This window comes from uncultured Pseudoteredinibacter sp. (assembly GCF_947500695.1).
Taxonomy (GTDB): domain Bacteria; phylum Pseudomonadota; class Gammaproteobacteria; order Pseudomonadales; family Cellvibrionaceae; genus Pseudoteredinibacter.
On record NZ_CANMSS010000002.1, the window covers coordinates 666,951 to 684,717 of the forward strand.

At 47.1% G+C, this 17,767-nt stretch carries 19 protein-coding genes; 10 read left to right on the top strand and 9 right to left on the bottom strand.

Going from position 1 to position 17,767, the window contains the following annotated elements:
* Positions 1-99 precede the first annotated feature (99 nt).
* Positions 100-438, top strand: coding sequence for a P-II family nitrogen regulator (locus Q1A08_RS06565; RefSeq protein ID WP_166852649.1), 339 nt, complete (start codon positions 100-102; stop codon positions 436-438).
* Between the two features lie 578 nt (positions 439-1,016).
* The gene (locus Q1A08_RS06570) at positions 1,017-1,280 is read left to right on the top strand and encodes a hypothetical protein (protein ID WP_299771057.1); all 264 of its coding nucleotides are present in this window, start codon (positions 1,017-1,019) and stop codon (positions 1,278-1,280) included.
* Between the two features lie 6 nt (positions 1,281-1,286).
* Here Q1A08_RS06570 and Q1A08_RS06575 read toward each other — a convergent pair whose 3' ends face one another.
* The 6 genes from Q1A08_RS06575 to Q1A08_RS06600 are packed head-to-tail and all read right to left on the bottom strand — an operon-like array spanning position 1,287 to position 6,006.
* Positions 1,287-2,024 (bottom strand): HAD family hydrolase, encoded by a 738-nt coding sequence (locus tag Q1A08_RS06575; protein WP_299771059.1) that lies wholly within the window; start codon positions 2,022-2,024, stop codon positions 1,287-1,289.
* 11 nt (positions 2,025-2,035) lie between these two features.
* Positions 2,036-2,935 (bottom strand): tyrosine recombinase XerC, encoded by a 900-nt coding sequence (xerC, locus tag Q1A08_RS06580; protein ID WP_299771061.1) that lies wholly within the window; start codon positions 2,933-2,935, stop codon positions 2,036-2,038.
* Between the two features lie 2 nt (positions 2,936-2,937).
* Positions 2,938-3,618, bottom strand: coding sequence for a DUF484 family protein (locus tag Q1A08_RS06585; RefSeq protein ID WP_299771063.1), 681 nt, complete (start codon positions 3,616-3,618; stop codon positions 2,938-2,940).
* Positions 3,615-4,445: a diaminopimelate epimerase gene (dapF, locus tag Q1A08_RS06590; RefSeq protein ID WP_299771065.1), complete on the bottom strand. Its 831-nt coding sequence runs from the start codon at positions 4,443-4,445 to the stop codon at positions 3,615-3,617. Before dapF ends, Q1A08_RS06585 begins: the two co-directional genes overlap by 4 nt.
* Positions 4,446-4,476: 31 nt before the next feature.
* On the bottom strand, positions 4,477-5,715 hold the full coding sequence (gene lysA, locus Q1A08_RS06595) for a diaminopimelate decarboxylase (protein ID WP_299771067.1): 1,239 nt from the start codon (positions 5,713-5,715) through the stop codon (positions 4,477-4,479).
* Positions 5,716-5,766: 51 nt separating this feature from the next.
* Positions 5,767-6,006, bottom strand: coding sequence for a lipoprotein (locus Q1A08_RS06600; protein WP_299771069.1), 240 nt, complete (start codon positions 6,004-6,006; stop codon positions 5,767-5,769).
* A gap of 65 nt (positions 6,007-6,071) precedes the next feature.
* Between Q1A08_RS06600 and cyaY the strand changes: the two genes are divergently transcribed.
* The 6 genes from cyaY (at position 6,072) to Q1A08_RS06630 (ending at position 11,660) form a co-directional block, all read left to right on the top strand.
* Positions 6,072-6,488, top strand: coding sequence for an iron donor protein CyaY (gene cyaY, locus Q1A08_RS06605; RefSeq protein ID WP_299771071.1), 417 nt, complete (start codon positions 6,072-6,074; stop codon positions 6,486-6,488).
* An 88-nt stretch (positions 6,489-6,576) separates the two neighbouring features.
* Positions 6,577-7,263: a crotonase/enoyl-CoA hydratase family protein gene (locus Q1A08_RS06610; protein ID WP_299771073.1), complete on the top strand. Its 687-nt coding sequence runs from the start codon at positions 6,577-6,579 to the stop codon at positions 7,261-7,263.
* A gap of 40 nt (positions 7,264-7,303) precedes the next feature.
* Complete coding sequence (locus Q1A08_RS06615) at positions 7,304-8,503, top strand: hypothetical protein (protein WP_299771075.1); 1,200 nt, start codon at positions 7,304-7,306, stop codon at positions 8,501-8,503.
* Between the two features lie 3 nt (positions 8,504-8,506).
* On the top strand, positions 8,507-9,511 hold the full coding sequence (locus Q1A08_RS06620; protein WP_299771077.1) for an alpha/beta hydrolase: 1,005 nt from the start codon (positions 8,507-8,509) through the stop codon (positions 9,509-9,511).
* Between the two features lie 163 nt (positions 9,512-9,674).
* Positions 9,675-10,880, top strand: a complete 1,206-nt coding sequence (locus Q1A08_RS06625; RefSeq protein ID WP_299771078.1) for an acyl-CoA dehydrogenase family protein — start codon at positions 9,675-9,677, stop codon at positions 10,878-10,880.
* A gap of 468 nt (positions 10,881-11,348) precedes the next feature.
* Positions 11,349-11,660, top strand: a complete 312-nt coding sequence (locus tag Q1A08_RS06630; RefSeq protein ID WP_299771080.1) for a pyrimidine/purine nucleoside phosphorylase — start codon at positions 11,349-11,351, stop codon at positions 11,658-11,660.
* A 55-nt stretch (positions 11,661-11,715) separates the two neighbouring features.
* Here the strand turns inward: Q1A08_RS06630 and Q1A08_RS06635 are convergent, their stop codons facing one another.
* Together Q1A08_RS06635 and Q1A08_RS06640 are read right to left on the bottom strand one after the other, a co-directional pair.
* Entirely contained in the window at positions 11,716-13,020 is a 1,305-nt protein-coding gene (locus Q1A08_RS06635; RefSeq protein ID WP_299771082.1) for a serine hydrolase domain-containing protein, read from the bottom strand.
* 83 nt (positions 13,021-13,103) lie between these two features.
* Positions 13,104-14,168 (bottom strand): AraC family transcriptional regulator, encoded by a 1,065-nt coding sequence (locus Q1A08_RS06640; protein ID WP_299771084.1) that lies wholly within the window; start codon positions 14,166-14,168, stop codon positions 13,104-13,106.
* Between the two features lie 237 nt (positions 14,169-14,405).
* On the opposite strand from Q1A08_RS06640, the gene Q1A08_RS06645 reads away from it, so the two are divergent.
* Positions 14,406-15,185, top strand: coding sequence for a transporter substrate-binding domain-containing protein (locus tag Q1A08_RS06645; protein ID WP_299771086.1), 780 nt, complete (start codon positions 14,406-14,408; stop codon positions 15,183-15,185).
* Positions 15,186-15,247: 62 nt separating this feature from the next.
* Here the strand turns inward: Q1A08_RS06645 and serA are convergent, their stop codons facing one another.
* Positions 15,248-16,477 carry a phosphoglycerate dehydrogenase gene (serA, locus tag Q1A08_RS06650; RefSeq protein WP_299771088.1) on the bottom strand — a complete coding sequence of 410 codons (1,230 nt, stop codon included), beginning with the start codon at positions 16,475-16,477 and terminating at the stop codon, positions 15,248-15,250.
* A gap of 123 nt (positions 16,478-16,600) precedes the next feature.
* Between serA and Q1A08_RS06655 the strand changes: the two genes are divergently transcribed.
* Complete coding sequence (locus Q1A08_RS06655) at positions 16,601-17,293, top strand: fumarylacetoacetate hydrolase family protein (protein ID WP_299771090.1); 693 nt, start codon at positions 16,601-16,603, stop codon at positions 17,291-17,293.
* Positions 17,294-17,767: the final 474 nt, after the last annotated feature.

The following is a 17,767-nucleotide window of genomic DNA, read 5'->3' on the forward strand; positions in this document are numbered from 1 at the left end:
GGCTTGTTTGGGTGATTTTTAGGGCTTTTCCGTGTATGGTGCCCCCTCTAAAAAAACCATGAAAAGCCTTAGCAATTCAAGTTCAAACAGGAATCCGGTATGAAGTTAATCACAGCGGTTATCAAACCATTTAAATTGGACGATGTACGTGCAGCCTTATCAGAAGTAGGCGTGCAAGGTATGACAGTTACTGAAGTCAAAGGTTTTGGTCGTCAGAAAGGTCACACAGAGCTTTATCGAGGCGCTGAGTATGTCGTGGATTTCTTACCTAAGGTGAAGCTAGAGCTGGCTTTAGATGATGCCATGGTTGAACAGGCGGTAGAAGCGATTAGCAAGTCGGCCCAAACTGGCAAGATTGGTGATGGTAAAATATTTATTTCGCCACTGGATGAGATTATCCGAATTCGCACTGGCGAAACAGGCCCAGAGGCTGTATAAAAACCTTGCAGCCACTAAGGTTTTTGGTGGCTGCTAGTCCTCTCTTATTTGTTCTTTTTAGTTTTCTTTCTTTTGCGTTTTTTTCTCTATTGCCTTTCCAGATTCGATTTCTTTCCCGTCATTTTTAGTGTCTAAACACTTATTAAATTCCACAGCGAATAAAGCTTGGCTACTTTAGCTGTTAATTAATTTATCGCAAATAATCCCTGATTGAAGGTGTGCCTTTGTTAAGTCATAAAGATCTAGCTGCTGAAAAAATATTTGCTTAAGCAAAGACACTTTTATTGCACCGTTTGTGGGCAAAACTAGATTTTCAATTTGTTGCTCTATCAATGGCTCTGGGTGGCTTTTACGGTGCTACTGGTCTCGCAAAAACCACAGACAAAATAAGACTAAAGCGTAACTTTTTAATTAAAACTAAAGAACTAACTGTCTAAGCTGTCATTTCAAAAAAAGTGGAATTTTTTTCGTAATAATGATGACAAAAAGTGATAAGAAAGTTCCGACAATTGGTTGCCTACTCTGATCAATAGGCTATACCTAAATACGAAGGGTGTATTCTTAGGGTACTTAATAAAATGACAATACTAAAACAGCATAAAAAAGAAAAAGCTGTTAAGCAGCTTAATGTGAATGACAATCCGGTAGGATTGGATTCGCTCGCAAAGTTAGACAAAGAGCAATCCTTTACGCCGGGCTGTCGAGCCGATCTTAGATCCGAGTTGGATCGTCAGGTGCAGGAGTTTCTAAGCCACGGTGGAGAAATTCAAGATATTGCACCTAACGTGATGGCCGATCCGCCGAAAAAGCCTCAGAACAATTACGGTTCTAGGCCTATCTAAAGAATTTTACGATTTCATCTGCAAGTTGGCCTGCAGTCGTTCTACGGCTGCAGGTATTTTATTTAATTGGTCGACTTCCAGGCTCGCCGTATATTCAGATTCTTCCCACGGTTTATTATTAGGGTTGTACCATATTGTATACAATCCAGCTTGCTGCGCTCCCCAAACATCGTCACTTGGGTTGTCCCCGATATGTAATGCTTCTTCTGCCCTAACATTGAAATGTTTCAAGGTTTGCTCAAAGGGTTCTGGCTCAGGCTTGCCGATGCCGAGATCTTCCGCACTGATATGCAATGTAAAGTATTTATCGAGTCCTAAGCGTTTGCTGCACGCATTGCCATTGGTGATGGCCGCGAGTTGATACTGTTCGCTTAACTGCGCTAGCGTTTCTCCGGTGTGTTCAAAATAAACCGGCTTGTGTCGCCAGTGCATAAAGCACTGAAAAATATCATCGCTGAGTTGCTCTGCTTCAGCTTGATTAAAATTATGATCTTGTAAAACTAAACTGAGTGATTGACGGCGTAACTGGCTTACCTGGTACTTCAATTGTGGTTGATCGGCAGTCAGCTGTTTCCATTTTTTAACTCTTGCTTGAAACAAGCTCATCATGTCGTAGTATTCAGCGATTACTGCGGCTCTTTGAGTAAGTAGGGCAAAGGCTTGTTTTTCAGCCTCCATCATTACTTGCTTGGTTGACCAAAGCGTATCATCGAGATCGAAGCAAATCAGTTTAATATCTGGCATAGAGCAGTTTCTTAATCGTCTTTTTTCTGCGCCCTAGGGTGGGCATTATCATAGACTTTCGCGAGATGCTGAAAATCTAAATGAGTATAGACCTGGGTGGTCGAAATATTGGCATGCCCTAAAAGCTCTTGCACAGCTCTTAAGTCGCCGCTGGATTCCAGCATATGACTGGCAAAAGAATGGCGCAGCATATGTGGATTAACGGGGTGCCCTTTAGCCAGGCTTTGGCGATTAAAACGTGCCTGAATGCTTCGCGGTTTTAAGCGTTGGCCTTTTTTACTGATAAATACGGCAGGTTCATCTTGTTCCGCGAATAGTTTGCGCTGGCTTAGCCATTGTTTGATGGCGTTCAAGGCGATCTTACCTAGTGGCAGCAATCTTTGTTTATTACCTTTGCCTCGTGCCAATACGGTGCCGGCTGAAAAATCAATATTTCCCAAATCAAGATCGGTCAGTTCGGCCAGGCGAAGCCCAGAAGAGTACATGGTTTCTAAAATGGCTCCATCGCGTGTTTCATAGAAGCAGTCTTCGTGATCAACCGACATAAAGTCTGCCGTTTGATCTACGTCCATGGTTTTGGGGAGTGGTTTGGGCGATTTGGGCGCGCTGATGCCAGCGCTGGGATCTTGTTTTATCCATTGCTCTTTTATGGCAAAGCGAAACCAGGAACGTAAGGCTGAGAGTAAGCGTTGTATGCTTCGTCCGCTTAAACCTTGGCGATGAAGTTGTGCAATGCACTGGCGAATATGGTGCGCGTTTACGGCGCTAATATTCTCGAGGCTTTGGGAGTCGCAATAATGAATAAATTTATCTAAATCGCGGCGATAGTTTGAGAGGGTATGGGGAGAAACTTGCCGCACCTGCTGCAGGTAATCGCAGAAGCTCTGACTCTGTAGCAGCAAGTTGTTCATGCCTAGCCTGGTAAATGTTTGGGTACAATGCGGTTTAGCATGTCGGCAATATAGGACAGAAATAGCGTGCCCATGCTAGAGCGATAATAATCTGGATCGCGATTGCCAATGGCTAGCAAGCCAAAGCAGTTGCCGTGAATAAGGGGCGCAATAGCAGCTGAGCCTACCTTTGCGGCATTATCTTCAAAGAGGTAGTGAATGGTATTGCCGTCGAAATGTCCGCAGCAGGCTTTGCCAGATTTAATGTGCATGCCAAGCGGTTCACGGGCTTCATTCAAAGTAACAATGCGGGCTGGGCCGGCATCTATATTATCGTCTTTGCTGAATAGCAGTAGGGTAGTATAGTGAATTTTAAATTCACTATTAAAGCTGTAGAACAGAGCATCAATAATATCGCCGAGATCCTGAGCCTCCATCAATGCCAGAACTAAACGTTTGGTTTTATCGAACAACTTATCATTATCACGAGCATTTTCCAGCAGACTACTTAGGCGGTGGCGCATTTCCATATTGCGATCACGTAAAACACTAACTTGACGTTCAATCAATGAAATCGCATTACCACTGGCGTGAGGCAATTGAATATCGCTGATTAAATTAGGATGGCGTAGAAAAAATTCTTGATCGTTTCTTAAAAACTCAACGATATCCTGTTCGTCTATAGCACTTTCTGTGTTGCTCATATTTTTATTTGTCCGTGATAAACCGTCGTTGCGGGTCCTGTCATGATAACGGGCTGGTCGCGCCCTGGCCATTCAATCTGCAAGCTACCACCTGGCAGATTCACTTTTACCTTCTCATCCAATAAGCCCTGTAGGCGGCCGCTAACCACAGCGGCACAGGCGCCAGTGCCACAGGCTAATGTTTCACCTACACCGCGTTCGAAAACGCGCAAATTAACTTCCTGTCGAGATAGCAGCTCCATAAAGCCGGCGTTTACCTTCTGCGGAAAGCGGGCATGAGCTTCTATCTGCGGGCCCCATTCTTCAATTGGGCCTTTCTCACAGCTATCGATTACAGTAACAGCATGGGGGTTGCCCATCGATACGGCGCCGATCTCTATCTCGCCATGATCTAGTGCAATGCGATACTTACTTTGCTCTTCAACGTTATCAAAGGGAATTTGTGCTGGGCTAAGTTCGGGCTTGCCCATATCCACACTGACATCACCATTGTCTTGCACTTTTAATAGCAAAACACCGGCTTTTGTTTCTACTTTGATCTCTTTCTTGCCGGTTAATTTGCGCTCGCGCACAAACTTCGCAAAGCAACGTGCGCCGTTTCCGCAATTTTCTACCTCACTGCCATCACAGTTAAAAATACGATATTTAAAATCAACATCGGGACGGCTGGGAATTTCAACGATCAACAATTGATCACAGCCGACACCAAAGCGTCGATCGGCAATCTTTCGAACCTTCTCGGCACTGAGTCGGATGCGCTGGCTGACGGCGTCAATCATGACGAAGTCATTACCTAAACCGTGCATCTTGGTGAATCTCAGTCTCACTCTATCTTCCTTCTATCTAACTTTCTGGCGCTTACAATAGCTGCTCGTGGGCAAATAGCTCTGTTATAGATTCACGTCTGCGAATCAGCTGTGCCTTATCGCCGTCTACCAGAATTTCAGCAGCTCTGGGGCGGCTATTGTAGTTAGAGCTCATGGTGAAGCCATAAGCTCCGGTCGACATAACAGCTAATATATCACCTTCTGCCAAGGCGAGCTGGCGCTGTTTGGCCATAAAATCACCAGTTTCACAAACCGGGCCGACCAAGTCCCATTCCAAGCTTTCTTCGGAGCGCTCTTGGACAGGTAAAACCTGTTGCCAAGCTTGGTACAGCGAAGGACGAATATTGTCGTTCATGGCGGCATCAATGATGGCAAAGTTCTTATGTTCGGTAGGCTTTAGGTAATCTACTCGGGTGAGTAGGGCGCCGGCATTAGCGACAATAGAGCGCCCAGGCTCAAAGATGAGCTCTAATTGACGATCGCCCAGTTTGGCTCGTACGGCCTCAACCAACTCGCTGATGGCCGGTGGCTTTTCGCCTTGATAGTCGACACCCAGACCGCCGCCTAGATCCATATGCTTTAGAGTAATACCTAAGCCAGCTAGGGTGTCTATAAGCTGCAAAATACGATCTAAGGCATCAATAAAAGGCGCGAGCTCAGTCAGCTGCGAGCCGATATGGCAATCAACACCGACAACCTCAAGAGCCTCTAGGCTTGCGGCGCGCTGGTATACCTCGGGTGCGCGCTTGATATCGATACCAAACTTGTTTTCTTTCAAGCCGGTGGAGATATAAGGGTGTGTCTTCGCATCGACATCGGGGTTTACGCGCAGCGATACAGCGGCGGCCTTGCCCATGTCTTTGGCAACTGAGGCGAGTAGCTCGAGCTCGGCTTCAGATTCCACATTAAAACAGTGAATCCCAACCTCTAGTGCTCGGCGCATCTCGCCGGGCTTTTTGCCGACACCGGAAAAGACGATTTTTGTGGGTTCTCCGCCGGCGGCGAGCACTCGCTCAAGCTCGCCTTCAGAGACAATATCAAAGCCAGCGCCTAGCTTGGCTAGCTGCTGCAAAATCGCGATATTGGAGTTGGCTTTCACCGCATAGCAGGCCATGCCACTATCGCCGAGGGCGTTGGCATAGGCGAGGTATTGGCGTTGTATATGGGCCAGGCTGTAGACGTAACAAGGGGTGCCGTATTGTTCGGCGATATCTTGCAGTTGGCATTGCTCGGCCATGAGCTGTTGTTCGTTATAGTAAAAATCTTGCATGGTGCTATTGCTGTATTTAACTCAATGACTGTAGTTGTTTGGGGTGGATTATTATTCCACCTCGTCTTTGGTTGGCTCTTCGTTAACCGTTGAGGGCTCTTCATTACCCGCTGATGGTTCTTTAGTTACCGCTGACGGCTCTTTAGTTACCGCTGACGGCTCTTTAGTTACCGCTGACGGCTCTTGCACAACAGGCTCAGCAGCAGGCAAGACTAATGGGCCTTTTTGGCCGCACGCGCCTAGAGCGGCCACAAGGGTAAGGCCAAATAGGATTGCGAATGCTTTTTTCATAATGCGTCTCTATAAAGGCTATAAGCAGGCCGCAGTATACGGTAAAGGCGGCGGTGGATATAGCTTTGGCAGCATTGACCCTGTGTCAGATCGTTGATGTGGGGCATGCTACAATCTCTGGTCTGAATTGTTTGATAGATGATACTGAATCTAAGAGAGAGTCGACCATGAATGAAGCTGAATTTATAGCCCAAGCTGAAGACACCCTGATGGCCCTAGAAGACGCCATCGATGAGTGTGATGCCGCTTTAGACTTTGAATCCAGCAGCGGAGTATTGACCATCGACTGTGAAGATAGCAATACCCAGGTGATCGTATCTCGCCAGCTGGCGATGAAGCAAATCTGGGTGGCGGCCAAGTCTGGTGGTTTTCATTGTGATTGGGAAGGTAGCCAGTGGACTTGTACCACAACGGGCGAAAGCTTGGATGAGTTGCTTAACCGTGTGTTGAGTGAGCAATCCAGTCAGCCGGTAGCGCTATAGCCCTTGTAACAGCTCTTGTGGCTGCTCCCGTGAGGAGCCCTAGAAATGAAAAAGAGCTTAGAAAACATAGAGAGCTTAGAGAACTTATATGAGTGATTTGATCGAATATAGCGAATCTGAACATGCGGTAACCATTCGCCTCAACAATGGTAAAGTAAATGCCCTGTCCCCAGCGGTGTTGGCGGCCATCAACGAAGGTTTAGATCGCGCAGAGGCTGTGGCCAAGCCGGTGATTATTACTGGCCGCGAAGGTATGTTTAGCGGTGGTTACGATTTGACCGTGATGCAAGAGGGAATCGAGGCTGCCAGAGCTATGGTAGATGCTGGCTCGCGTTTAACACGTCGCATGCTGGCACACCCACAGCCCATCATTGCGGCATGTAATGGCCATGCCATCGCTAAAGGCGCTTTTTTACTACTGGCTTCAGATTACCGAATCGGGGTTGAGGGTAATTTTAAGATAAGCCTCAACGAAGTTGCGATCGGCATGACCATGCATCATGTAGGTATCGAGTTATGTCGAGGGCGTCTCGCGCCAGTCTATTTCAATCGTGCTATTATCAATGCAGAAATGTTTGATCCGCAGGCAGCGCTTACCGCTGGTTTTTTAGACAGCGTCGTTGCCGATGAAAATGAACTGCAGCAAGCAGCTGCAGCGCTAGCGCAGCAAATGGCAAGCCTCAACTGTGATGCTTTCAAAGCAACAAAAGTAAAAGCCCGCAAACAGCAATTGGATGCTTTAGACTGGGCCATTGAGGAAGATAATAAAATGTAAAGCCATTGCTTTGCGCTGTTGTAATTACAGGAGACAAGGCATGTTTATATTACATTTTCAAAAAACATTCTTACGAGGGCTGACCGTGATTATGGTTGGCTTTTTATTATCTTGTGGCGCTCCCCAGCATAGCTCCACTGATCAAGCTGCAAGCTTTGAGCAGCTAAAGGCCTTTTTAGACACCTATCCCGCACTTGATGTTCAAGCCGAATTAGAAAAATTTCTATTCATGAGCGATGATATGAAAGCTTTTTCTAGTTTCTACGTTAGGCCTAAGGGGACAGCCAGTCGGCGTATTCAAGATATACATAACGCCATTAATGATCCTTCAAGAACAATAGACTACAAAGCGGATGCACATTACACGGCGGATGAAGCCTTTGATAAAGCTCAGGCAAACTGTCTTTCTTATTCAGCAATGTTTATAGCCATGGGGCGGCATGTCAATTTAAATCTATCTTTTCAAGAGGTGGATTTACCACCTAGCTGGAGTTTAGGGGAAAAAGATTTACTACTTAGGTTCCGCCACGTGAATGTTATTGGCAAAACGGGTGCTGGACGTAATAAAATAATCGACTTCCGTATGGATCGCTTTAGCCACTTTTATCCCAGTAGAACGATTACTGATTTGGAAGCTCTATCACTGCAATTTAATAACCTTGCTGTAGATGCGATGTTTGAGGATGACTGGCCAACAGTATTTAAGTATTTGCATTCAGCCATTAAGGCCGACCCTGATAAGGTGGTGGCTTGGGGTAATTTGGGCCTGGCTCTTCGGCGAATTAATCGTCTAGCGCTCGCAGAAAGGGCTTATCTAAAAGCTCTGTCGGTTGAGCGAAGAGATTACAGTGTCATGACGAACCTCGCTAACCTGTATAGGATTACTGGTCGTTTAGAGGAGGCTAAGGCTCTCGCGAAACAATCTTCTTCTCATCGAAAAAGAAACCCCTATTATCATTTCGCAAATGCCCAGAGAGATTTTCGCAAAAAAAACTATACGGGTGCTCTCGAGCATTTGACGTTGGCGAAGAAAATTAGCGACCGAGAAGGCAACTTTGCCCAATTGGAGGCTATCATTTATTGGGAGCAGGGCCTGCGAGAGGAGGCCATTGCTACGATGGAATTGGCCTATGATTGGGAAGTGGGTGCTAGAACCAGCGAGCTCATCGATAAGCGCCTAAAAGACTGGCGTCGAGCCTTAGCAACAGGCGAGCCTGCAAAAGATTTGAAAGACCTATAGTTTATGATCAGTACAGAAGCCGAGTATTACCCTAATGGCAATTGGCTAACAGAGAAGCAGCTAGAAAAACTCCGCAAGGGTTTACCCGCTTTCTCGTTAAACGAAGTTGGCGAGCTAGAAGAAACTCTAGCCATACTAAAACAGCAGTATCTTAGTTTTTACAATATCGATTTTTCTGCCGAGTTTCCGGAATTAGAGTTGAAACATTCTATGGGGAAAATGGAAAGTGGAGATTTTGAGTTGCTGTGCCAGACCTGGCAGCCATCTAATCCTAAAGCTTGGGTGCTGTTAGTACATGGCTATTACGACCATATGGGAATCTACCAGCACATCATTCGCCACCTTCTTAGTGCAGGTTATGCTGTTTTGGGTTTTGATTTACCCGGACATGGCCTAAGTACAGGTGAGCGTGCTTCGATTGAAAATTTTGACCACTACGCCGAAGCCTTAAAGAACGTTAGGACTTTACTGGACCACAGTGAGCTGCCAATTCATGTTATTGGCCAAAGCACCGGCTGCGCCGCGATTATGAATTATTTGATCAATAATGACGAGCTCGCTTTTGATAAGGTACTGCTGCTGGCTCCACTGGTAAAACCCTTTGCCTGGGATAGTGGTCAGTGGTTGTTTAAATTGTTAAATAAGCGCATCAGTAGTATGCCGCGACGCTTTGCAATTAACTCCCATAATATTCCTTTTATGAAGTTTCTCGCGGAGCAGGATGTCTTGCAGCCAAAGCAGTTATCTGTGCCATGGGTGGCTGCCATGAAAGATTGGCTAGAGCGAGTGGCAGCCATCGAAGAACCCTGCACTAATCCTATTGTCGTTATCCAAGGCACCGATGATAAGACAGTGGATTGGGAATATAACTTGCCACAAATAGAAAAAGCCTTTGCCAGTGTGAAGGTTGAGCTTATCGAGGATGGCCGCCATCAACTGGTAAACGAGGCGAAACGCTATCGTGATCAAGTCTTTGCTCTTATCGATCATCATCTAGAGGCCCGCTAGCGTGGCCTAATAAATGCCCTTAAGTGGTTAATCCTGCCAGTTAAGCGACAGTAATCCCCCTGTTGCCAGGCTTTTACTCCGGCTGATAATAGAGCGCAGCGCGGTACGGCTATAAATTTGAATTAAGAAACAACGCTTAAAATAACAATAACTCGGAGGCCCTATGATTCAGTGGAGCGAAACGCACCAGAGTGTGCGCGATATGGTGCGGGATTTTGTCGAAAAGGAAATCGTCCCTCATTTAGATGAATTAGAATATGGTGGCTTACCGCCTTACGATATTCTGCGCAAATTTGTAAAAACCTTTGGCCTGGATGAAATGGCCAAGGCTTCTTTTGAGCGACGTATCGCCGCTGAATCAAACCCTGAGAAAAAGCCAGATGGAGATTCTACGAGAGATGCCGCTTTAAGCTTGATACCTACCATTGAGATCAGTCGGCATGCCCAGGGCTTGGTGACAGCTATGGGGGTGTCCATGGGCTTAACCGGCGGTGCAATTATGTCCAAGGGCACATTGGAGCAGAAGCAACGTTGGGCTTTGCCTTTGCTTACACTAGAAAAAGTTGGCGCCTGGGCGATAACTGAACCTAACTCTGGCAGTGATGCTTTTGGGCAGATGAAGTCTAGCGCCAAAAAAGTCGATGGTGGCTTTTTACTTAATGGCAATAAAACCTTCATTACTAATGGTCCTTATGCCGACACTATTGTCTTTATTTGTAAACTTGAAGAGGACGGTGTACCCGCCGAGCAACGTAAAATTGTTTCTTTTGTTCTAGATTCCGGCATGGATGGTTTAGAGCAATCGAAGCCCTTCCATAAAATGGGTATTGGTTCTTCTCCAACTGGCGAGCTTTTTTTACAAGATGTTTTTGTTGAGGAAGATCGTCTTTTGGGCGGTAGTGTTAACAGCTATGGTCGTGGTGGTGCGAAGGCGACATTCGCGCAAGAGCGTGCTGGCATTGCGGCAATGGCCCTCGGTATTATTGAGCGTGCGCTTGAGCTTTGTGTGGAATACGCTAAAGAGCGCCAGCAGTTTGGTCAGGCCATTGGGCAGTTTCAGTTAATTCAGTTGAAGCTTGCCAATATGGAGGTGGCTAGGGTCAATGTTCAAAATATGGTGTTTCGTTATATTGAGATGAGCCAGCAAAGTATTCCGATGAGTATGGCTGAGGCTTCTTCGATGAAGCTCTATGCGGCGCAAGCGGCCATGGAGGTTACGACTCAGGCGGTGCAGATTTTTGGTGGCAATGGTTATATGCGCGAATACCGGGTAGAGCAGCTTATGCGTGATGCGAAGATTCTACAGATTTATGGTGGTACGGATGAGATGCAGGTGCTGGCGATAGCTAAGGATTTATTGAGAGATTAATGGTTCTTCGATTCTTTGTCGCCCTTAGAGGGTGAAAACGCTCGCCCGCAACGCGCTCAAGCCGTCCAGGGCGCTCGGGTCGTGTCATCCGTGACACTTTACGGTTGCTGGCAAGCGTCTTCACCCTCTAAGGGCTACAGCGTATATGACGTAAGCAGTATTTAACTAAGCACAATGTAGATTTTATGTCCTGCAGTAGCTGATCAGGAACCGTAGAGCGACATGGATGTCGTGAAGTCGAGCGCCCGTGACCAAATCCCTTGGAGGGATTTTGGGCTTGGCCGAAGGCTGAGCACCTGGACGGTGCGAACCCATGGTTTAAGCGTGTTCCAGATCAGCTACTGCAGGACATAAAATCGGTCAGACTTCAGGGACTGTTTCTAGAACATTTAGTAAGCTCGGTACGCATGGCTTTCTTTGCTATATAATCCACTGCAAATTAAACAAAACCATAGCAAAGAGAAAACCATGTCTACATTCGAAAACGTAAGCGTTGTTAAAGCGGCTAACATCTACTTTGATGGTAAGGTGGTAAGCCGTACCGTTCTATTTCCAGATGGCAGTAAGAAAACCCTTGGTTTAATGCTACCTGGGGATTACACCTTCGATACCGAAGCGGCCGAATTGATGGAAGTGCTGGCGGGTAAGGCCGAGATATTATTGCCGGGCGATAGTGAGTGGAAGAATTATGCTGCGGGTGATGACTTTAATGTGCCGGCGAACAGTTCTTTCTCGTTGAAAGTATCAGAGCCTCTAGATTACTGCTGTTCTTACCTGTAAATAAAAAGCACAGCTGGGGAAAACCTAGCCTGTGCTTTTTTACCCTGATTTTCTCTCAAATCTGTAGTTCTGCTTGTGCCTTATTTTGTCTCTCAATGCTTTGCGTTTCTAGTTCGGCAATAAACAGCTTTAATAGCTCATGACTTACCTTCGCAAAATCTGAAAACACCTCTGTTCTAATGTTGGCATTGATCGCCATCGAAAGTTTATAGCGTGGCACTACTAGTAAAAAACTTTGTGCGCCAGCGGCGACCCCGCCGTGATGCATATACATCAGTGGCTCGAAATCTTCGCCGAGTTTTAGCTCGTGAACTCGCCACCCAAGGCCATAATGCTGCGGATTAAATTCACCGTTATTGAGCTTTTGTGGGGTCCAAAACTGCTCTCGGATATTTACTGGTAAAAAGTCTTCATTCATAAAACCCTGACCTAAGCGCGCAAGATCCATCGAGGTGGATAGCCAGCCGCCACCTGCCAGGCGATGGCTAAGGTTGAGTGAGTACCATGGCTTTAAGCGGCTAGTTTGTTTTGGGTCTTGCCAGTAGAACTGGGCGGTAGGCGTCTTGTTTTTCTTGCCCTGTTGCGAGAGCTTGCTGCGGGTTGAGCTCATATTGAGTGGTGTTAAAACGGCCTCCCCCATAAAGTTTTGGTAGGGTTGCTCGGCTTTTATCTGAATTAGGGCGCTAAGTAATACAGTGCCCCAGCTGGAATAGCTAAACTCGTCGCCGGGCTCAAAGAGTAAATCGCTGGCATCAAACAGCTTTACGGCATCTTGTACATTATCGTATTCACCCTGGGCGCTTAAGCTGGCCAGCATGCCATAACGATCTGCATTGCGACGGTAATGGGGTAAGCCCGACATATGGGATGCTAAATGCCTTGCGCTTATCTTGGCCCAGCTTGGGTGGGGCAGCTCTTTGAAGTAACTGTTGAGTGGGGCATCCAAATCCAGTTTGCCTTGAGATACAAGGCGGGCAAGTGCGGTGGCTGTTAGTGCTTTTGAAGTGCTGCCAATACGCATGCTGGTCGCTGTGCTCATAGCAACTTTATCTTCGATATCGGCCCAGCCTACACTTGCTGACCACGCCATCTTGCCATCGATCGCAACGGCCGCGGTGTAACCTGGAGCCGAGACGACTTTTTGTTGCGCCTTTAGCGCTTTTAGAGCGGCGGTATCAAGCGTGGTAAAGCGAGGCTGGTGGACATTGCTGGTAGCAGGTTGATCTTTTGGCCAATCAATATAGTTGAAGGCCAACATTGGCGCCTTACCGCGATAGGATAAACCTTGGTATACCGGTAGGGCGGCATAGATAAAAGCTGCGATTAAAATGGCAACAAGACTGAGAATCAGTTTTTTCACGTAATGCTCCAGCGAAGAAAAGCGCTTATTTCACCGGATTTAGCTTATTTCTGCTTTGCAGAATTGAAAATATCCGAAAATTTTTAAAATTGATCACGATATTGTTTGGGGGTGAGCCCCATTTGAGCCTTAAAGGCTCGATTGAATGGTGCAATAGAGCCATAGCCAGCTTCTAAGGCGATGCTTAAAACAGGCGAGCTATTGCTGGGGTCGCGCAGCTGTTGGCAAACCCAGGGTATGCGATAGCTGTTTAGGTATTGCGAGAAGTTGTTATAGCCCAGCTCTTGATTGATTAAGCGGCGCAGTTGATGGGCGGGTAAGTGCATTTGTTCAGCCAGCTTGCCAATGCTGAGTTCGGTTTGCAAAAAAGCGTCCTGCTCCATGAGCTGTTTTAGCTTATCCAGTTGTTGCTTGTTGGCCTGTTCTGACTTGTGCTTGGCATCGCGCTTTTGCTGAGCAGCGTCGCTGCTTTCTTTAGAGTTGTTTTCTTTGAGGCTGTTTGTCCTAGAGGCAAATATAACGTAAGCACAAATGCCTTGAATGATGATAAAGATAAACAGCGCGTTCGATAGGCTAAATTGCCAAGAATTACGAATATCGCGATCCATAAATTCGAAGCTTACCAAGCCCGCCATATACAGCGAGCAAAACGCCACCAGCAATATACGTGTGCGACGACGGTGGTTGTCGAGATCATCCAGAAAATCTCGCAGGCAGAGATAAACCAAAGCCAGTAGCAAGGTGATCCCTAAGCCGTGATTAATATCATGTAAGACGTGCTTGCCGTCAAAACCTAAAAACAAAACGCCTAGGGCAATAAACCAAGCGGCAGTTGCAATTAAAACGCTTTTGGGTAGTTGCTGTAGTGTAAAGCCTGCATCTAGTTGCCTTAATGTATACCACAGGGCCATAAACGGAACGATATCGGTTAGCAGCAATAAAACATTGCGACTAAAGCCATAATGGTGATTCTCGATGGGGGCGGTAAGGGCGATATAAGCGATTATTGAAAGGCACAAACCAAGCTTTTCTGGCGCCTTAAAGCCATATTGCTTAATAAGATAGAGCAACAATAAACACAGTGGCCCGATAGCGGCAAAGCGTAGGGCGAGATCTAGTAGTTGGACAGTGGATACTGAAATGGTCATTGCATTTACTTTGCTTAGTGAGCCCAGATTGTCTCATATGTTTAAGGTGAGAACATGCCATTTGGAAGCTTATAGGAAAGCAGGGTGACACCCTCCTCGAAGTTTCAGTGCTTTACCCGCCGCTAGGTTGCAAGATTAGTCTATGCTGAAAATACAGCTGCTTTTTCGAGTAGCTTTGCGTGTAGCTAACGCTGTGCTTATAGGGTTGGTCTTAGTTGTGGTATTGAGTGTAGTTAAATGTTGAAGCTTGTAAGTGTATTAAGCCTGCTTTGTGTGTCGTTGCTTACCTTCGCCGAAAAGGTGAGTTTGGTGCAATTTAATATTGAATATCCGCCTCTTCAGCAAAATATTAATGGCAAATTGGATGGCCCTGATCTGCAGCTGAGCATTGAAGCCTTTCGGCGAATGCCTAGTTTTGAATTGGAGGTGGTGCAGATATCCATTGCTAGGGCAATGAGGGATTATCGCCTAGGAAAATTGGATTTATTTTTCAATTACAGTAATAAAGAATTTCAAGAGTTCTCCTTGTATCCAGACTACCCCTTGCGCTGGGCTGAGTATCGTTTGTTGGTTTTGGCGGGAAAGGGTTTTAAATATGAATCGCCGCAAGACCTGCGAGGCAAACGAATAGGTTTAATCAATGTGGTTCCACTGGGAGAGGAGCTACAAGCAGCAAAAGATAAAAACTATATCGAAGTCAGTAGAATTGCCAGTCATCGGCAAGTGTTGGAGATGTTAAAGCGCGGGCGAGTAGACGCTATATTTATGTATACTGATGTGGCACTGCACTATGCCGATGAGGTGGGCTTGGAGGTTGAGGTGATGCACCCAGGGCCATACTCTCGACGAGGCTTTTATCCGTCAATTAGCTTGCGCGCTCCGATAAAGAATCATGCTTTACTGCAAAAAGAACTGTCGGAGGCTTTGGGGTCTATGTATCGAGATGGCACGCATAAAGCTATTCTGCAGCGTTATGGTGTTGCCAGTGTTGTTAAAGTTGATGGGAAAGAAGATTAGCCGTGTCACATTAGTATGACACGGCTAAGGTTTTAAGCTGGGTTTTAAGTAAAAGCGATTTCTTAAAACAACACGCGACAGCGCATAGTGCCTTCGATGCTCTTAAGCTGTTGCAGGGCAACGTCGCTGTATTCGGCATCGATATCGACAACCACATAACCTACCGATTCGTTGGTCTGCAGGTACTGGCCTAGAATGTTGATATTGTTTTCAGAAAACACCGAGTTAATAGCTGACATCACACCAGGTACGTTTTTGTGGACGTGCAATAGGCGGTGTACATCGGAATGTGCTGGCAGTGCAACTTCCGGGAAGTTTACGGCGGTGATGGTGGTGCCGTTATCCGAGTACTTCACTAACTTCTCGGCAACTTCTAGGCCGATGTTTTCTTGGGCTTCTTGGGTAGAGCCGCCGATATGTGGCGTAAGTAAGGCATTATCAATGCCACGCAATGGGCTTTGGAATTCGTCATCGTTGCCACGTGGCTCTACTGGGAACACATCAATCGCTGTGCCGCCAACTTTGCCAGCCTTAAGGGCTTCGGCAAGGGCTTCGATATCTACCACGGTGCCGCGCGAGGCGTTTAGCAAAATGGCTTTATCTTTCATCTGGGCAATTTCTTCAGCGCCCATCATCATTTTGGTAGCGGCGGTTTCAGGCACATGCAAACTAACAATATCAGAGCGATTAAGCAGCTCATTTAGATTGCGAACCTGGCTGGCATTACCTAATGGCAGCTTGGTAACCACATCAAAGAAGATAACCTTCATGCCTAGGGATTCGGCCAATACACTCACCTGAGTACCGATAGAACCGTAACCGATAATGCCTAGGGTTTTGCCGCGGATTTCATAGGAATCCACCGCTGATTTCATCCAGCCACCACGGTGACAAACCGCGTTTTTCTCTGGAATGCCGCGCAATAGCAAAATGGCTTCGGCGATCACCAGCTCGGCAACCGAGCGAGTGTTGGAGTAAGGTGCGTTAAACACCACCACACCTAGCTCTTCAGCGGCTTTTAAATCGACCTGATTGGTGCCAATGCAGAAGCAGCCTACAGCAATCAGCTTGGGTGCCGCTTCCAGCACCTTGCGGGTTAGCTGGGTGCGCGAGCGAATGCCAACAAAATGGGCATCGGCTAACTTTTCAATCAGCTCGGCTTCCGGCAGGGAAGTCTTGAGATATTCAATATTGGTGTAGCCCGCCGCCGTTAGGGTATCAATGGCGGATTGGTGAACACCTTCTAGGAGCAGGAATTTAATCTTGCTTTTTTCCAGGGAAATACTGGCCATGGGAAACTCGTTACTTGCTATGGGTCGTCTTTTGGGCTCTTTACGCATGCGTCGGCCCTGTTTTAAGGCGCGCTATGATAGCATATGCAGCCCGTGGTGCTATTGATTTGGAGTTCTAAGCTTATGGCCGCTGAAATTACGCTGGATGGTCAGCCTTTCGCCCCTTGTGTTGACCGAGGTGTCGGTAAAATAGTCTGTGTTGGACGTAATTACGCGGCGCATGCGGCCGAGCTTAATAATCCTGTGCCCGATGAGCCTATCTTGTTTATGAAGCCGCCCACGGCGGTGAGCCGCATCAGCCCGTATTTCAGCATTCCAGTGAATCGCGGTAGCTGTCATATCGAAACCGAAATCGCCATTTTGATCGGTGCCGAGATTGCCCGCGCTACCGACTTTCAGGCCAATATTGCCATCGCTGGTGTAGGTATCGGTTTAGATTTAACGCTTAGAGATGTGCAAAGTGAGCTAAAAGAGAAGGGCCTGCCTTGGGAGAAGTCCAAAGCCTTTGATGGCAGCTGCCCGGTTTCAGGCTTTATCAGCCCTGATGCAGATGAGGATTGGTCCGCCATTGAGCTGCGCATGACACGCAATCACCTGCTACAACAAGAAGGCCGTAGCAGTGACATGCTTACCGGTATCTTGCCGTTGATTGGTCATATCACCGAACACTTCACCCTAATGCCGGGCGATATCGTACTAACCGGCACCCCCGCAGGCGTTGGCCCCATTGAGCCAGGCGATCAGCTGCAGTTTGAGCTGAAGACCCAGAGCAACAATATCGATTTAGCCGCAGAAGTGGTAGCTAGGACTTATTAAGCGCGGGCTTCGTAGTGGCCTCCGGCTATGGTGCCTCCACCCCGGGGTCAGACCCCGTCTAGGTTAAGCCACTAAAAGCCATCAGCCTCCGCTTTTTTAAAAGAAGTGGGGTCTGACCCCTAAATGGGTTGGCCATGTTTCAGGGGGAGTGCCCTCGAACCGGGGTCAGATCCCGTCTAGGTTAAGCCACTAAAAGCTATCAGCCTCCGCTTTCTTAAAAGAAGTGGGGTCTGACCCCTAAATAGGTTGGCTAAGTTTCAGCGAAAGTGTCTTCGATCCGGGGTCAGATCCCGTCTAGGTTAAGCCGCTAAAAGCCATCAGCCTCCGCTTTCTTAAAAGAAGTGGGATCTGACCCCCTAAATGGGTTGGCTATGTTTCAGGCAGTGTGTCTTCGAGTCGGGGTCAGATCCCGTCTAGGTTAAGCCGCTAAAAGCCATCAGCCTCCGCTTTCTTAAAAGAAGTGGGATCTGACCC

What these genes read in the sequence shown, in the direction of transcription:
- Q1A08_RS06565 (WP_166852649.1), top strand. Translation starts at nt 100, where the DNA reads ATGAAGTTAATCACAGCGGTTATCAAACCATTTAAATTGGACGATGTA.
- Q1A08_RS06570 (WP_299771057.1), top strand. Translation starts at nt 1,017, where the DNA reads ATGACAATACTAAAACAGCATAAAAAAGAAAAAGCTGTTAAGCAGCTT.
- Q1A08_RS06575 (WP_299771059.1), bottom strand. Translation starts at nt 2,024, where the DNA reads ATGCCAGATATTAAACTGATTTGCTTCGATCTCGATGATACGCTTTGG.
- xerC (WP_299771061.1), bottom strand. Translation starts at nt 2,935, where the DNA reads ATGAACAACTTGCTGCTACAGAGTCAGAGCTTCTGCGATTACCTGCAG.
- Q1A08_RS06585 (WP_299771063.1), bottom strand. Translation starts at nt 3,618, where the DNA reads ATGAGCAACACAGAAAGTGCTATAGACGAACAGGATATCGTTGAGTTT.
- lysA (WP_299771067.1), bottom strand. Translation starts at nt 5,715, where the DNA reads ATGCAAGATTTTTACTATAACGAACAACAGCTCATGGCCGAGCAATGC.
- Q1A08_RS06600 (WP_299771069.1), bottom strand. Translation starts at nt 6,006, where the DNA reads ATGAAAAAAGCATTCGCAATCCTATTTGGCCTTACCCTTGTGGCCGCT.
- Q1A08_RS06610 (WP_299771073.1), top strand. Translation starts at nt 6,577, where the DNA reads ATGAGTGATTTGATCGAATATAGCGAATCTGAACATGCGGTAACCATT.
- Q1A08_RS06615 (WP_299771075.1), top strand. Translation starts at nt 7,304, where the DNA reads ATGTTTATATTACATTTTCAAAAAACATTCTTACGAGGGCTGACCGTG.
- Q1A08_RS06620 (WP_299771077.1), top strand. Translation starts at nt 8,507, where the DNA reads ATGATCAGTACAGAAGCCGAGTATTACCCTAATGGCAATTGGCTAACA.
- Q1A08_RS06625 (WP_299771078.1), top strand. Translation starts at nt 9,675, where the DNA reads ATGATTCAGTGGAGCGAAACGCACCAGAGTGTGCGCGATATGGTGCGG.
- Q1A08_RS06630 (WP_299771080.1), top strand. Translation starts at nt 11,349, where the DNA reads ATGTCTACATTCGAAAACGTAAGCGTTGTTAAAGCGGCTAACATCTAC.
- Q1A08_RS06640 (WP_299771084.1), bottom strand. Translation starts at nt 14,168, where the DNA reads ATGACCATTTCAGTATCCACTGTCCAACTACTAGATCTCGCCCTACGC.
- Q1A08_RS06645 (WP_299771086.1), top strand. Translation starts at nt 14,406, where the DNA reads ATGTTGAAGCTTGTAAGTGTATTAAGCCTGCTTTGTGTGTCGTTGCTT.
- serA (WP_299771088.1), bottom strand. Translation starts at nt 16,477, where the DNA reads ATGGCCAGTATTTCCCTGGAAAAAAGCAAGATTAAATTCCTGCTCCTA.
- Q1A08_RS06655 (WP_299771090.1), top strand. Translation starts at nt 16,601, where the DNA reads ATGGCCGCTGAAATTACGCTGGATGGTCAGCCTTTCGCCCCTTGTGTT.